The 15504-nt window shown below is 60.5% G+C and carries 10 protein-coding genes; 8 read left to right on the top strand and 2 right to left on the bottom strand.

The features are described 5' to 3' along the window. Positions 1 to 114 precede the first annotated feature (114 nt). From urtA to ABSE61_RS30740, 8 genes are all read left to right on the top strand, one after another. Positions 115 to 1374: an urea ABC transporter substrate-binding protein gene (gene urtA, locus ABSE61_RS30775; protein WP_423874940.1), complete on the top strand. Its 1260-nt coding sequence runs from the start codon at positions 115 to 117 to the stop codon at positions 1372 to 1374. Between the two features lie 154 nt (positions 1375 to 1528). After that, positions 1529 to 2455 (top strand): urea ABC transporter permease subunit UrtB, encoded by a 927-nt coding sequence (gene urtB / locus ABSE61_RS30770; RefSeq protein ID WP_423874939.1) that lies wholly within the window; start codon positions 1529 to 1531, stop codon positions 2453 to 2455. Between the two features lie 16 nt (positions 2456 to 2471). Then, positions 2472 to 3617, top strand: coding sequence for an urea ABC transporter permease subunit UrtC (gene urtC, locus ABSE61_RS30765; protein ID WP_423874938.1), 1146 nt, complete (start codon positions 2472 to 2474; stop codon positions 3615 to 3617). A gap of 11 nt (positions 3618 to 3628) precedes the next feature. Beyond that, positions 3629 to 4384: an urea ABC transporter ATP-binding protein UrtD gene (gene urtD / locus ABSE61_RS30760; protein WP_423874937.1), complete on the top strand. Its 756-nt coding sequence runs from the start codon at positions 3629 to 3631 to the stop codon at positions 4382 to 4384. Between the two features lie 46 nt (positions 4385 to 4430). Beyond that, the gene (gene urtE, locus ABSE61_RS30755) at positions 4431 to 5120 is read left to right on the top strand and encodes an urea ABC transporter ATP-binding subunit UrtE (RefSeq protein WP_423874936.1); all 690 of its coding nucleotides are present in this window, start codon (positions 4431 to 4433) and stop codon (positions 5118 to 5120) included. Between the two features lie 36 nt (positions 5121 to 5156). Next, a complete protein-coding gene (fmdA, locus tag ABSE61_RS30750; protein ID WP_423874935.1) occupies positions 5157 to 6386 on the top strand; it encodes a formamidase in 1230 nt (409 codons plus the stop codon). 147 nt (positions 6387 to 6533) lie between these two features. After that, positions 6534 to 6872 carry an FmdB family zinc ribbon protein gene (locus tag ABSE61_RS30745; RefSeq protein WP_423874934.1) on the top strand — a complete coding sequence of 113 codons (339 nt, stop codon included), beginning with the start codon at positions 6534 to 6536 and terminating at the stop codon, positions 6870 to 6872. Positions 6873 to 6923: 51 nt separating this feature from the next. Then, a complete protein-coding gene (locus ABSE61_RS30740) occupies positions 6924 to 7964 on the top strand; it encodes an aliphatic amidase (protein WP_423874933.1) in 1041 nt (346 codons plus the stop codon). 80 nt (positions 7965 to 8044) lie between these two features. On the opposite strand, the gene ABSE61_RS30735 is transcribed toward ABSE61_RS30740, so the two are convergent. Together ABSE61_RS30735 and ABSE61_RS30730 are read right to left on the bottom strand one after the other, a co-directional pair. Continuing rightward, positions 8045 to 9553, bottom strand: coding sequence for a sensor histidine kinase (locus ABSE61_RS30735; RefSeq protein ID WP_423874932.1), 1509 nt, complete (start codon positions 9551 to 9553; stop codon positions 8045 to 8047). Between the two features lie 14 nt (positions 9554 to 9567). Beyond that, on the bottom strand, positions 9568 to 15504 hold a 5937-nt coding region (locus ABSE61_RS30730; RefSeq protein ID WP_423874931.1), incomplete at its 5' end, for a HAMP domain-containing protein.

Genomic DNA, 15504 nt, shown 5'->3' with positions numbered 1-15504 from the left:
CCTACGTCGTTATTTTGCGGTGCAATATACGCGATCTTGCGTATCTGTGCAGTGCACAATTTAAGCAATCCTCGCCTGATCAAGACCACGTCCTCGAAAACCAATGGGGTAGTCATGTCAGACGAAATCAAAAGGGGCCTGAAGTCGCCGCTTCGGCGCAAGCTGCTCGCGGGAATCGCTGCACTTCCTGCCATTTCCCTGCTTCCGCGGTCCTCATGGGCCGATACGCCTGCCACTTCCGCGGTCAACACCACGGGGCTCGCGGTCACCGATACCGAAGTGACGGTCGGTATTCTTCATTCCGCCACCGGCACAATGGCGATTTCGGAAACCGGATCGATCGAGGCAGAAAAGCTTGCCATCGAGCAGATCAATGCCATGGGCGGTGTGCTCGGGCGCAAGATCAAGTTCATTCAGGAAGACGGCGCCAGCGACTGGCCGACCTTCGCCGAGAAGGCCAAGAAGCTTCTCGTCAACGACAAGGTTGCCGCGATCATGGGCTGCTGGACCTCGGCTTCGCGCAAGGCGGTGCTGCCGGTCGTCGAACAATATAACGGCATGCTCTATTATCCGACCTTCTACGAAGGCCTCGAGCAATCCAAGAACGTCATCTACACCGGCCAGGAAGCCACCCAGCAGATCTTGGCCGGCCTGAACTGGATCGCCAAGGAGAAGGGCGCGAAGTCGTTCTTCTTTGTCGGTTCGGATTACATCTGGCCGCGTACCTCGAACAAGATCGCCCGCAAGCACGTTGAGAACGTGCTCAAGGGCAAGGTGGTCGGCGAGGAATATTATCCGCTCGGCAACACCCAGTTCAATTCGGTCATCAACAAGATCAAACTGACCAAGCCCGACGTGATCTTCACCGACGTCGTCGGCGGTTCGAACGTCGCGTTCTACAAGCAGCTCAAGGCGGCCGGCATCGACCTGTCGAAGCAGGCGCTGCTCACGATCTCGGTGACCGAAGACGAAATCGACGGTATCGGCGGTGAAAACATCGCGGGCGCCTATGCCTGCATGAAGTACTTCCAGTCGCTCGATAATCCGAACAACAAGGCCTTCGTTCCCGCGTTCAAGAAGATGTGGGGCGAGAAGACCGTGATCGGTGACGTCACCCAGGCTGCCTATCTGGGCCCGTGGCTGTGGAAGTTAACGGTGGAAAAGGCCGGCAGCTTCGACGTCGACAAGATTGCCGCCGCTTCGCCCGGCGTGGAATTCAAGGGTGCGCCGGAAGGCTACGTCCGCATCCACGAAAACCATCATTTGTGGTCGAAGACGCGCGTCGGCCGCGCCAAGCTCGATGGCCAGTTCGAACTGATCTATGAGACCGCCGATCTCGTCGAGCCGGATCCGTTCCCCAAGGGCTATCAGTAAGGGTCGTCGGTGGGCAGCGGCGTTTCCTGACGCGATCGCTCCCACCTCAAATCCTTACGGCGTGGACCATCCGGTCCACGCCCTCCCTGGACAAGCGCTTCCTCGCGAACCCTGTTCGTGGGTTCATAACCTCCGGCGACATAGGACAGGATTGATGTTCGGCGATTATTCGATTGGTGATTTAGGCTCGATCTTCGTCATGCAGGGCTTCGCGGGCCTGATCCTGTTTTCGGTCTACGTGCTGATGGCACTCGGTCTTGCGATTATCTTCGGCCAGATGGGCGTCATCAACATGGCGCATGGCGAGTTCATGATCCTCGGTGCCTACGTCACCTGGATGACCTCAAACTTCTTTCAGTCGCACCTTCCGAGCCTGTTCGCCGGCTATTTCTTCCTCGCGATGATACTGGCCTTCATCGCCTCCGGAGCGCTCGGCATGCTGGTGGAATGGGTGCTGATCCGCCATCTCTACAAGCGTCCGTTGGATACACTGCTCGCCACATGGGGATTGAGTCTTATCCTGCAGCAGGCCTATCGCTCGGTTTTCGGTGCGCGAGAAGTCGGCGTCGAGCTGCCGCAATGGATGCTCGGTTCGCTGCAGGTTACCGACAGCATTGAGGTGCCGATCAACGGCATCTTCGTGATGTGCCTTACCGTCCTGATTACGATCGCGGTCGCCTACGTCATGTACTTGTCGCGCTGGGGGCGTCAGGTCCGCGCCGTGGTGCAAAACCGCATTATGGCCGGCGCGGTCGGCATCAACACCGAGAAGGTCGATCGCTATACCTTCGGGCTTGGCTGTGGCATCGCCGGGGTTGCCGGAAGCGCTTTCACCATGATCGGCTCCACCGGCCCGACCTCCGGCCAGCTTTATATCGTCGATACATTCCTGGTTGTCGTATTCGGCGGGGCCGCGAGCCTGCTCGGTACCATCGCCTCAGCGTTCAGCATCTCACAAACGCAATCGACCCTCGAATTCTTCATGTCCGGGTCGATGGCAAAAGTCCTGACGCTTCTTGCCGTTGTCGGAATCCTGATGCTGCGCCCGCAGGGTCTGTTCGCCCTCAAGGTTCGCAAATAACAAAAAGGCTGGAGCCATGACCGACAATCGCTACTTCAATCGATCGGAACTCATCGGAATTCTGGTGCTCGCCGTATTCCTGGTGGTGGTCCTGCCGCTTTGTCTCGATGTCTTCAGGCTCAATCTGGTCGCGAAATATCTCACTTACGCCTTCGTGGCGCTGGGCCTGGTGATTTGCTGGGGCTATGGCGGCATCCTGAGCCTCGGGCAGGGGGTGTTCTTCGGCCTCGGCGGCTATTGCATGGCGATGTTTCTCAAGCTCGAAGCATCGAGCGTCGAAAACACCAAGATCCAGTCGACACCCGGTATTCCCGATTTCATGGACTGGAATCAGATCACCTCACTGCCGTTGTTCTGGCAGCCTTTCCATAGTCTCACTTTGACCATCGCCGCCGTCATTCTGGTGCCTGGCATTTTCGCCCTGATCATTGGCGCGGCGATGTTCAAACGCCGGGTCGGCGGTACCTATTTTGCCATCATCACCCAGGCTGTCGCCGCCATCCTGACGATCCTGATCGTCGGGCAGCAGGGCTACACCGGCGGCATCAACGGCATGACCGATCTACGCACCCTGCACGGATGGGATATCCGGCCCGACCACGCCAAGGTCGTTCTCTACTTCTTCGAGGTGGGCTGCCTGTTCGTTTGTATCTTCATCGCCCAGTTCATTCGGCACTCGAAACTTGGGCGAATCCTGGTCGCGATGCGCGACAAGGAAGATCGCGTCCGGTTCTCCGGCTATAGCGTCGCCAACTTCAAGATCTTCGCCTTCTGCGTCGCCGCCGTCTTCGCTGCCATCGGTGGCGCGATGTTCGCACTCAATGTGGGGTTTATGTCGCCGTCCTTTGTCGGCATCGTGCCGTCGATCGAAATGGTGATCTATACCGCGGTTGGCGGCCGGCTCTCGATCCTGGGTGCGATATACGGCACGTTGCTGGTGAATTTCGCCAAGACCAGCCTGTCGGAATCCTTTCCTGAATTGTGGCTGTTCGGTCTCGGCGGCTTGTTCATCGCGGTTGTGCTCGCGTTCCCGAACGGGCTCGCCGGTATCTGGGGCGATTACGTGCAGCCACGCATCGATCGCATGCTCTCATCAGGCAAATTGAAACCCGGCAACGGCTGGACCGACTCTTCGGTTGCCGACGGCGCACCGGCGGAGTGAGGAGGTAGATCATGTTGATAGGTCACCAGCCCAAGGAGTTTCTGCTCGCGGTCGAGGCGCTCACGGTTTCTTTCGACGGGTTCAAGGCCGTAAACGACCTTTCCTTCTATGTCGAGGAGAACGAAATCCGCGTCATCATCGGCCCCAACGGGGCCGGCAAGACCACGGTGCTCGACCTGATCTGCGGCAAGACCAAAGCGACATCGGGTTCGATCCAGTTTCGTGGCAAGGAACTTACGAAACTGAGGGAAAACGAGATCGTGAAGGCGGGCGTCGGCCGCAAATTCCAGACCCCATCGATTTATGACGACCTGACGGTGTTCGAGAACCTGGAAATCTCGTTTCCGCGCGGCCGCACGGTGTTCGGGGCACTGACCTTCACTCGCGATGCCGTGGTGCGCGACCGCGTTCATGAAGTATCCGAAATGATCTTCCTCAACGACCGGCTGAACGTGAAAGCCGAACTGCTCAGCCACGGCCAGAAGCAATGGCTGGAGATCGGCATGTTGCTGATCCAGGACCCCGAGTTGCTGATGCTCGACGAACCGGTCGCGGGCATGAGTGTGAGCGAGCGGGCCAAGACCGCCGAACTGCTTAACCGCATCATCAAGGATCGCTCGGTTCTGGTGATCGAACACGACATGAAATTCGTCGAGGACATCGCGCACAAGGTCACTGTTCTCCATCAGGGCCAGGTCCTGTCGGAAGGCTCGATGGACCACGTCCAGAACGATCCCAAAGTCATTGAAGTCTATCTTGGACACTGAGTGCCGAGATGGGCGGGCGAGTTAAGGCGAGGCAAGGAGCTTTGTGATGCTGGCAATTTCGAACCTTCACGTCGCCTACGGCCAGAGCGAAGTGCTGCACGGCCTCAACGTGTCCGTCGCACCGAGTGAGATCGTCGCGATCATGGGCCGTAACGGCATGGGCAAGACCACGCTGATGAAGTCGCTGATGGGGATCGTGCCGACCAAAAGCGGCTCGGTGACCATGGACGGAACTGAGCTCGGCAATTTGCCGAGTTACGATCGCGTGGCCAAGGGCCTGGCCTATGTTCCCCAGGGCCGCATGATCTTTTCCACCATGACTGTCAAGGAAAACATCGAAACCGGCCTCGTTGTCTCGGGCGAGACGGAGGTGCCCGGCAGCATCTACGAATTGTTTCCCGTGTTGCTGGAAATGAAGGGCCGTCGCGGCGGCAATCTGTCCGGCGGTCAGCAGCAGCAATTGGCGATCGCACGCGCGCTCGCTACCAAACCGAAAGTGCTGTTGCTGGATGAACCCACTGAAGGCATCCAGCCGTCGATCATCAAGGACATGGCGCGGACCTTGAAGCGGATCCGCGACGAGCGCGGCCTTTCGATCGTGGTCTCGGAGCAGGTCCTGAGCTTCGCGCTCGACGTGGCGGATCGTGTGCTCGTCATCGAAAACGGCGAGATCGTTCACGACGATTCGCGCGACGGCATCGATGCGGCGCAGATCTCCAAATATCTATCGGTTTGATTTGTACATAGCTTGTAAAAACAGGGGAGCGTTGAAATGCCAGAGACACTGATCAAGGTCGATCTTTCCAAATCGGCTTATGAAAACGACAAGATCCACAATCGCTGGCATCCGGATATTCCGATCGTGGCATGGGTCAATCCGGGCGACGATTTCATAATCGAGACCTATGATTGGACCGGCGGCTTCATCAAGAACAACGATTCGGCCGATGACGTCCGCGACATCGATTTGTCGATCGTGCACTTCCTCTCCGGTCCGATCGGCGTCAAAGGTGCGGAGCCCGGCGACCTCCTGGTAGTCGACCTGCTTGACGTCGGTCCGCTGAAGGAAAGCCTCTGGGGCTTTAACGGCTTCTTCTCCAAGAAGAATGGCGGCGGATTCCTCACCGATCACTTCCCGCTGGCGCAGAAGTCGATCTGGGACATCAAGGGCCTCTACACTTCCTCGCGCCACATTCCCGGCGTGAATTTTGCCGGCCTCATCCATCCCGGCCTGATCGGCTGTCTGCCCGATCCGAAGCTGCTGGCAAAATGGAACGAGCGCGAGACCGCGCTGATCGCAACCAATCCGACCCGGGTGCCGGGTCTGGCCAACCCGCCGTTCGCGGCGACGGCCCATGCCGGCCAGGCCAAGGGCGACGCCAAAGCCAAGGTCGGTGCCGAAGGCGCCCGCACGGTCCCGCCGCGCGAGCATGGCGGCAACTGCGACATCAAGGATCTGTCGCGCGGCTCGAAAATCTACTTCCCGGTCTATGTGCCGGGCGGCGGGCTTTCGATGGGCGACCTGCACTTCAGCCAGGGCGACGGCGAGATCACATTCTGCGGCGCGATCGAAATGGCCGGCTGGCTGCACCTGAAGGTCGATATCATCAAGGACGGCGTCGCCAAATACGGCATCAAGAATCCGGTGTTCAAGCCCTCGCCGATCACGCCGAACTACAAAGACTATCTGATCTTCGAAGGCATTTCGGTCGACGAGCAGGGTAAGCAGCATTACCTCGACGTGCATATCGCTTATCGTCAGGCCTGTCTGAACGCGATCGAATATCTGAAGAAGTTTGGCTATTCCGGCGCGCAGGCCTATTCGATCCTCGGCACGGCGCCGTGCCAGGGCCATATCTCAGGCGTGGTGGACGTGCCCAACGCCTGCGCCACGCTCTGGTTGCCGACCGAAATCTTCGATTTCGATATCATGCCGTCGTCGGCCGGCCCGATCAAACACATCAAGGGCGACATTCAGATGCCGCTCTCGCAGGACAAATGAGCATGATCGGGAAAAGTGGAAGCCGGCTTTCCGGCAAGATTATGCTCCGAACGTAGGTCTCCCTGCGAAGGATGCGGGACGGTCTTCTGGGGTAGGCCGCCCCGCATCCGCCGCGGGTTTCGGGATTTTTTGACGCAGGGAAGTGAAATGCCGGTTTATGATTATGTCTGCAACGATTGCGGTCCGTTCACGGACATGCGGCCGATGGCCGAATGCGACGAACCGCAAGATTGTCCGAAATGCGAAAGCGCCTCGCCACGCGCGATCTTAAGGGCGCCGAATTTCTTTTGCATGCCGGCGGAACGGCGGAAGGCGCACGCCACCAACGAGCGCAGCGCGAACGCACCCAAGACGCTTGGCGAGTACAAGGCCTCACACGGAGCCGGCTGCGGCTGCTGTTCGACCAAACCGTCGCGGCTTGTCAAGAAAACCAGAAGCGGCGCCAAGAGCTTTCCGACTGCGCGGCCATGGATGATCAGCCATTGATGCACGATCCCTGTGATCGTCGAACCCAAACTGAAACAGAAGGCGGTCCCAATGCTTCACGGTGACATTTCCAGCAGCAACGACACGGTCGGCGTCGCGGTCGTCAACTACAAGATGCCGCGACTGCACACCAAGGCCGAGGTGCTCGACAACGCCCGCAAGATCGCCGAGATGTTGGTGGGCATGAAGGTTGGACTGCCGGGCATGGACCTGGTGATCTTCCCGGAATATTCCACCCAGGGCATCATGTATGACTCGAAAGAGATGTACGAGACCGCCTCGGCGATCCCGGGTCCCGAGACTGAAATTTTCGCGGAGGCCTGCCGCAAGGCCAAGGTCTGGGGCGTGTTCTCACTTACCGGCGAACGCCACGAGCAGCATCCGAACAAGGCGCCGTATAACACCTTGATCCTGATGAACGACAAGGGCGAGATCGTCCAGAAATACCGCAAGATCATGCCATGGGTGCCGATCGAAGGCTGGTATCCCGGCAATTGCACCTATGTTTCCGAAGGCCCGAAGGGCATGAAGATCAGTCTGATCATTTGCGACGACGGCAACTTCCCCGAAATCTGGCGCGACTGCGCCATGAAGGGTGCCGAGTTGATCGTGCGCTGTCAGGGTTACATGTATCCGGCCAAAGAACAGCAGGTCCTCATTTCCAAGGCGATGGCCTGGGCCAACAACGTTTATGTCGCGGTCGCCAATGCCGCCGGTTTTGACGGCGTCTATTCCTACTTCGGCCACTCTGCGATCATCGGCTTTGACGGCCGCACTCTGGGTGAGACCGGCGAAGAGGAGTACGGCATCCAGTATGCTCAGCTCTCAAAGAGCTTGATCCGCGACGCGCGCCGCAACGGCCAGTCGCAGAACCACCTCTACAAGCTGGTTCATCGCGGCTATACCGGCATGATCAATTCGGGCGAAAGCTCGCGCGGTGTCGCGGCCTGTCCCTACGATTTCTACAAGAACTGGATCGCCGATCCGGAAGGTACGCGCGAAATGGTCGAGGCGATGACCCGCCCGACCGCGGGGACCGAGGAATGCCCGATCGAGGGCATCCCGAATAAATTGCCCGCGAGCAATTACTAGCATGTCGACTTACTAGCGTGTCGAAGGGGCGTCGCGCCAGGAGCTTTCCGACCGCACGCCACCCACCCGTGGATGATCAGTTACTGGCTCGCGATCTTCTGGGCTTCGACAGTCCGCTCATTGCTGGTCAGGGTCGCTGCTTGACGATAACCGGTTAGCCGCGACGTGGCCGCTGGCTTCAACGGTACCGAGAGCCGGCAAATCAGACCTTCCGAACGCCAGTCGAATTCGGCCTGGCCCCCAAGCTGGGATTCGATGCTGGCGATCACGCTTCGCGTCCCGAAGCCGCGCGATACCGGCTCCACGACGGTTGGACCCTCCCGCTCTTCCCACAGGATGGTCAGAACGTCCGCCTCGACTTTCCAATGGATCGCCAGGCGGCCGGTCAGCGTGGACAAAGCGCCGTATTTGGCCGAGTTCGTCACCAACTCGTGCAGCGCCATCGCCAAGGTTTGTGCGGTCGCAGGCTGCAACTGAACATTCGATCCGCTGAATACAATCTGGTCGTTGACCTGATAGGGCGCCAATTCCTCATCGACGAGCTTGGTGATCTCCGCGCCTTGCCAACTCGACAGCGAAAGGATGGTGTGCACGCGCGCCAGCGCCCCGATGCGGCCTTCGACCGCCTGCATGTAGGACTTGGCGCTTTCGCCGCGCGTGAGCCGGACGATCGACTGGGCCAGCGCCAGTGCGTTCTTGGCGCGGTGATCGACCTCACGGGTGAGCAGATTTTGCCGCTCTTCCGCCCGTTTGCGTTCGGTTATATCGACGGTCACGCCACTGACGCGGACGACCCGGCCGGTCTTGTCGACGGTGGCGGCTGCCGTGCCGAACAGCCAGCGGATTTCGCCGTCCGGGCGAACGATGCGAAATTCGGTTTCGTAGGATTTGATGCCTTTGTCGAAATGGACCATCGCTTTGCGCAGTTCGCCCATATCGTCGGGATGCAGCAAGGCGCGGACACTTTTCGGGGTAACGGTGAAGTTTTTCGGATCGACGCCGAAAATCCGGAACTGACCTTCGTCCCACATCCAGTCGCCGCTGACCCAGTCCCAATCCCACGACCCCATGTGTCCAGCGGCCAATGCAAGGCTGCGGCGCTGCTCGCTTTCGAGCAGCCGCGCGTTGGAATATTCAAGCTCGCTGGTCCGCGCGCGAACCCGGTCTTCGAGCTCGGCATTGAATTGCTCGAGCTGTCGCGTCTTGCGATACAGATCTACGAAGACGCGGATTTTTGCGCGCAGCACTTCCGGGACGACCGGAACCGGCACGTAGTCGACCGCTCCCATTTCATAGCCGCGGAGACGGTCGATGTCGGAAACCTGAATGGCGGAAATGAAAATCATCGCGGTTTTCTGGAAGCGCGGGTGCTCGCGGATCATTGCCGCAAGCTCGAACCCGTCGAGTTCGGGCATGCAGACGTCTACCAGAATCACGGCAACTTCGTTCTTGAGGAGATATTCCAGCGCTTCACGCCCCGAGGTCGCCACCACGAGATTTTCGCCAAGCTCCTTGAGAATGACCTCATAGGCGAGCAGCTTGGCCGGCTGATCGTCCACCAGAAGGATGTCTACCTGTTCATGGTCCATGCTCTCGTGCCCAGTCAGCGATGAAGCCACATTCTGATAGCGAGCAGCAACTGCTCAGTATTGACCGGCTTGGCGAGATAATCGGAAGCGCCTGCCTCGAGGCATTTCTCCCGGTCTCCTTTCATCGCCTTGGCGGTCAATGCGATGATCGGAAGCCTGCGGAACGCCGGGTCGGTCCTGATGACTCCAATGGTTTGATAACCGTCCATATGCGGCATCATGATGTCCATCAACACGACGGCGATTTCCGGATGCGACCCGACCAGCGCGACCGCCTCGCTGCCGGTTGTCGCGGTCAGTACCTTCATGCCGCGCCGTTCCAGAACGCTCGACAGCGCAAAGATGTTGCGGGCGTCGTCATCGACCAGCAGCGCGGTGCGGCCGACCAGATCCTCATCGGAACTGTTGAGCTTTTCCAGCATCCGTTGCTTCTCGGTCGGCAGTTCCGTGATAACGCGATGCAGGAACAGCGACGTCTCGTCCAGCAGGCGCTCGGGCGATTCCACGCCCTTGACCACGATGCTGCGGGCCATGGTGTGGAGTTCGGCGTCCTCTTCGACCGATAGCTCGCGGCCGGTGAAGACCACGACCGGAACATCCGGCAGAGAATCGTCCTTGCGGATCGAGTCCAGAACCTCAAAGCCGCTCATGTCAGGCAGCCTGAGATCGAGGACCACGCAGTCGCACGGATGATCCCGGAGCGTCGTTAGCGCCCCGGCTCCGGTGTCGGCGGTGACGATCTCGATGTCGTCATGGCCAAGCAGCTCCTTGATGCTCATCTGCTCCGCCGCATTGTCCTCGACGATCAGGAGACGCTTGCGGCGGGGTTTGGCGTATTCCTTGATCTGGGAAAGGGCCGCGGCGACCCCTTCGGTGGTCGTTGGCTTGTTGACAAAGGAGAACGCGCCGCGCGCCAAAGCGTGCTGGCGGTCTTCGTCAAGCGTGATGATCTGGACCGGAATGTGCCGGGTCAGCGGATTGTGCTTGAGTTGGCTCAACACGGTCCAGCCGAGCATGTCGGGGAGGAAAACGTCGAGCGAGATGGCGGCCGGCTGGTATTGTTTGGCGAGGTCGAGGGCCTCCGCGCCTCTTGCCGCGACCAGGATCTTGAAGCCTTTGTCGCGGGCCAGATCCACCAGTACCCGCGCATAATGCGGATCGTCCTCGACGATCAAAAGAATGGTGTCGCCGGGCTCGAGGCTCAGCCGGTCGTCCGGCAACTGCTCGGTGACGCGTTCCTGCGTGACCGCAGGCAGCGCCGGCGCCGCGCCATGCTGCGACGGAGTGCTGGTGCGCGGCGCGATCGTCGGTCCGGAATATTTCAGCGGCAGATACAGCGTGAAGACGCTGCCTTTGCCGGGCGTGCTCTGCAGATGGATTTCGCCGCCGAGCAGGCTGGCAAGCTCGCGGCTGATCGCAAGGCCAAGGCCCGTGCCGCCATATTTTCGGCTGGTGCCGGCATCCGCCTGCTGGAAGGCTTCAAAGATCAGCTTCTGCTTGTCCTGCGGAATGCCGATACCGGTGTCGGACACTTCGAAGGCGACCACCGCGGGCGAGTGATCGAGAACGGGATGTTCGGCGCTCCAGCCGCCAAGTGCAGCCGAGACGCTGAGGCGAACGCCGCCCTCGGCGGTAAACTTGAAGGCATTGGAAAGCAGGTTCTTCAACACCTGCTGCAACCGCTTCGAGTCGGTATAGATGCTTCGTCCGAGGTGAGGATCGATCGCGACATCGAAGGTGAGTTGGCGGTTTTCGGCTTCGTGGCGGAACGGCCGGCCGACGGTTTCCAGCAGGTTGGTGGTGAGGATGTCCTCGGCCTCCACCGTGACCGTGCCCGACTCGATCTTCGAAAGGTCGAGAATGTCGCTGATCAGGTTCAACAGGTCGGTGCCGGCACCGTGGATGGTGCGGGCAAATTCGACCTGCTTGACGGTAAGGTTGCCGTCGGGATTTTCGGTCAGCTGCTGGCCCAGAATCAGAATGCTGTTGAGCGGCGTCCTCAGCTCGTGAGACATGTTGGCCAGGAATTCCGACTTGTATTTGGACGTCAGCGAAAGCTCGGTGGCCTTTTCCTCCAGCGCACGCCGGGCCTGCTCGATTTCCTGGTTCTTGCGCTCCACCTCGACATTGCGCTCGGCAAGCTGCTGAGCCTTTTGCTCCAGCTGTTCGTTGGTCTGCTGCAATTCCTTCTGCTGGGTCTGCAATTCGCCGGCGAGTTGCTGCGATTGCGTCAGCAGTCCTTCGGTCTGCATCGTGGCCTCAATGCTGTTCAGCACGATGCCGATCGAGTCCGTGAGCTGTTCGAGGAAAGCCATCTGCGACGTTGTGAACGTCGAAACCGAGGCAAGCTCGATCACGGCCTTGACCTGGTTCTCGAACAGCACCGGAAGCACCACGAGATTCTTCGGGGCCATGCGCAACAGCGCCGAGTTGATCGGGATCGCGTCGTCCGGAATATCGGAAACCAGCCGTTGCCGCTTATCCATGGCGCATTGTCCGATCAGGCCTTCGCCGACCTGGATCACCTGAGCATGCGGGTTGGCGCCGTCGCTGGCGTAAGCCGCGAGCAAGCGCAACTGGGGACGGTCTTCGTTCTGAACCTGATAGATCACGCCGCGATGTGCGTTGACCAATGGCGTCAGTTCGGGGAGGAGCAGCCGGCCGACGGTAGCAAGGTCGCGCTGGCCTTGCAGCATGTTGGTGAAGCGGGCGAGGTTGGTCTTCAGCCAGTCCTGCTCGGTGTTGAGGTCCGTCGTGAGCCGGAGGTTGGTGATCATCGTGTTGATGTTGTCTTTCAGCTCCGAAACTTCGCCTCTGGCGTCGACCTGAATCGAACGGGTCAGGTCGCCCTTGGTCACGGCGGTCGCCACTTCGGCGATCGCGCGAACCTGTGAGGTCAGGTTGGCCGCGAGCAGGTTGACGTTGCCGGTGAGATCCTTCCAGGTGCCAGCAGCACCCGGCACGTTGGCCTGACCGCCGAGCCGGCCTTCCACGCCCACCTCGCGCGCGACGCTCGTCACCTGATCGGCGAAGGTTGCGAGCGTCTCCGTCATGTTGTTGATGGTGTCGGCGAGCGCTGCGACCTCGCCCTTCGATTTCACGGTCAGGTTCTGTTTTAGGTCGCCGTTGGCGACCGCGGTCACTACCTTGACGATGCCGCGCACCTGTTCGGTCAGGTTGGCCGCCATGAAGTTCACGGTATCGGTCAGGTCCTTCCAGGTACCGGCCACGCCCGGCACCTGCGCCTGTCCGCCGAGTTTACCTTCCGTGCCGACTTCGCGCGCGACGCGCGTCACCTCGCCGGCAAACGCGTTGAGCTGGTCCACCATCGTATTGATGGTGTTTTTCAGTTCGAGAATTTCGCCCTTCACGTCCACCGTGATCTTGCGCGACAGGTCGCCGCGGGCCACGGCGGTCGTCACTTCGGCGATGTTGCGAACTTGCGTGGTGAGGTTGGCGGCCAGGAGGTTGACGTTATCGGTCAGGTCCTTCCAGGTGCCGCCGACGCCGGGCACCACGGCCTGGCCGCCGAGCCGGCCCTCGGTGCCGACTTCGCGCGCGACGCGCGTCACCTCGGCGGCGAAGGAGCGAAGTTGCTCTACCATCGTGTTCAAGGTGTCCTTGAGCAGCAGAATTTCGCCGCGCACGTCCACTGTAATCTTCTTCGACAAGTCGCCGCCGGCGATCGCGGTCGCGACTTCGGCGATGTTGCGGACCTGCGCCGTCAAATTCGACGCCATGAAGTTGACGTTGTCGGTCAGGTCCTTCCAGGTGCCGGCCACTTCGGGCACTTCGGCCTGGCCGCCGAGCTTGCCTTCAGTGCCGACTTCGCGCGCCACGCGCGTCACTTCCGAAGCGAACGCGTTGAGCTGGTCCACCATGGTGTTGATGGTGTTTTTCAGTTCGAGAATTTCGCCTTTCACGTCCACCGTGATCTTGCGCGACAGGTCGCCGCGCGCCACGGCGGTGGTCACTTCGGCAATGTTGCGGACTTGCGCCGTCAAGTTGCCCGCCATCGAGTTGACGCTGTCGGTGAGGTCCTTCCAGGTGCCGGCTACGCCCGGCACGTTGGCCTGACCGCCGAGCCGGCCTTCGGTGCCGACCTCGCGCGCCACGCGCGTCACCTCGCCCGCGAAGCGGTTGAGCTGGTCAACCATGGTGTTGAGCGTTTCCTTCAGCTGAAGGATTTCGCCGCGCACGTCCACCGTGATCTTGCGCGACAGGTCACCGCCGGCGATGGCGGTGGCGACTTCGGCGATGTTGCGGACTTGCGCGGTCAGGTTGCCCGCCATGGAGTTGACGCTGTCGGTCAGGTCCTTCCAGGTGCCGGCGACGCCAGTCACTTGCGCCTGCCCGCCGAGCTTGCCGTCGGTGCCGACCTCGCGCGCCACGCGCGTCACTTCGCCGGCGAACGCGTTGAGCTGGTCCACCATCGTGTTGAGCGTTTCCTTGAGCTGAAGGATTTCGCCCGACACGTTCACCGTGATCTTTTTCGACAGGTCGCCCTTCGCCACGGCGGTCGCCACCTCGGCGATGTTACGCACCTGTCCGGTCAGGTTGGACGCCATCGAGTTGACGCTGTCGGTCAAATCTTTCCAGGTGCCGGCGACGCCGCGCACCTGCGCCTGACCGCCGAGCTTACCTTCGGTGCCGACCTCGCGCGCCACGCGCGTCACTTCGCCGGCAAACGCATTGAGCTGGTCGACCATCGTGTTGATGGTGTCTTTCAGCTCGAGAATTTCACCACGCACGTCCACCGTGATCTTCTTCGACAGGTCGCCGTTGGCGACCGCGGTCGTCACTTCCGCGATGTTGCGGACTTGCGCGGTCAGGTTGGAAGCCATCGAGTTGACGCTTTCGGTCAAGTCTTTCCAGGTGCCGGCGACGCCGAGCACGTTGGCCTGACCGCCGAGCCGGCCTTCAGTGCCGACTTCGCGCGCCACGCGCGTCACTTCGCCGGCGAACGCGTTGAGCTGGTCGACCATGGTGTTGAGCGTTTCCTTCAGTTGAAGGATTTCGCCCGACACGTTCACTGTAATTTTCTTGGACAAGTCGCCACCGGCGATCGCGGTCGCAACGTCGGCGATGTTGCGAACCTGCGCGGTCAGGTTCGAGGCCATGAAGTTGACGTTGTCGGTGAGGTCCTTCCAGGTGCCGGCGACACCTGGCACCTGGGCCTGGCCGCCGAGCTTGCCTTCGGTGCCGACTTCACGCGCCACGCGCGTCACTTCCGAAGCGAACGAGTTGAGCTGGTCTACCATGGTGTTGATGGTATCTTTCAGCTCCAGAATTTCGCCGCGCACGTCCACCGTGATCTTGCGCGACAGGTCGCCGCGCGCGACTGCGGTGGTGACGTTGGCGATATTGCGGACCTGTGCGGTCAGGTTGCCGCACATCGCGTTGACGGAGTCGGTCAGGTCTTTCCAGGTGCCGGCGACACCGGGCACGATGGCCTGGCCGCCGAGCTTGCCGTCGGTGCCGACTTCGCGGGCGACGCGCGTCACTTCCGACGCAAATGAACGCAACTGGTCCACCATCGTATTGATGGCTTCCTTGAGCTGAAGGATTTCGCCGCGCACGTCGACGGTGATTTTCTTTGACAAGTCGCCGTTGGCGACCGCGATCGTGACCTCGGCGATGTTGCGGACCTGGCCGGTCAGGTTGTTGGCCATCGAGTTGACGCTCTCGGTCAGGTCTTTCCACACGCCGGTCACTTCCGGAACCTGCGCCTGGCCGCCGAGCTTGCCTTCGGTGCCGACTTCGCGCGCCACACGCGTCACCTCGGAGGTGAACACGGAAAGCTGCTTGATCATGGTATTGACGATGGTGGCCGACTGCAGAAATTCGCCGCCCAATGGGCGGCCGTCGACGTCCAGCTTCACGGCTTGCAGCAGGTCGCCTTGCGCCACGGCGGCAACCGCGCGCGTCACCTCGCGGGTCGGCCACAGCAG

This window comes from Bradyrhizobium sp., assembly GCF_049519115.1.
Classification (GTDB): Bacteria; Pseudomonadota; Alphaproteobacteria; order Rhizobiales; family Xanthobacteraceae; genus Bradyrhizobium.
The sequence above is the reverse complement of the archived record's forward strand: the minus strand, read 5'-3'. Positions and strand labels throughout refer to the sequence as shown.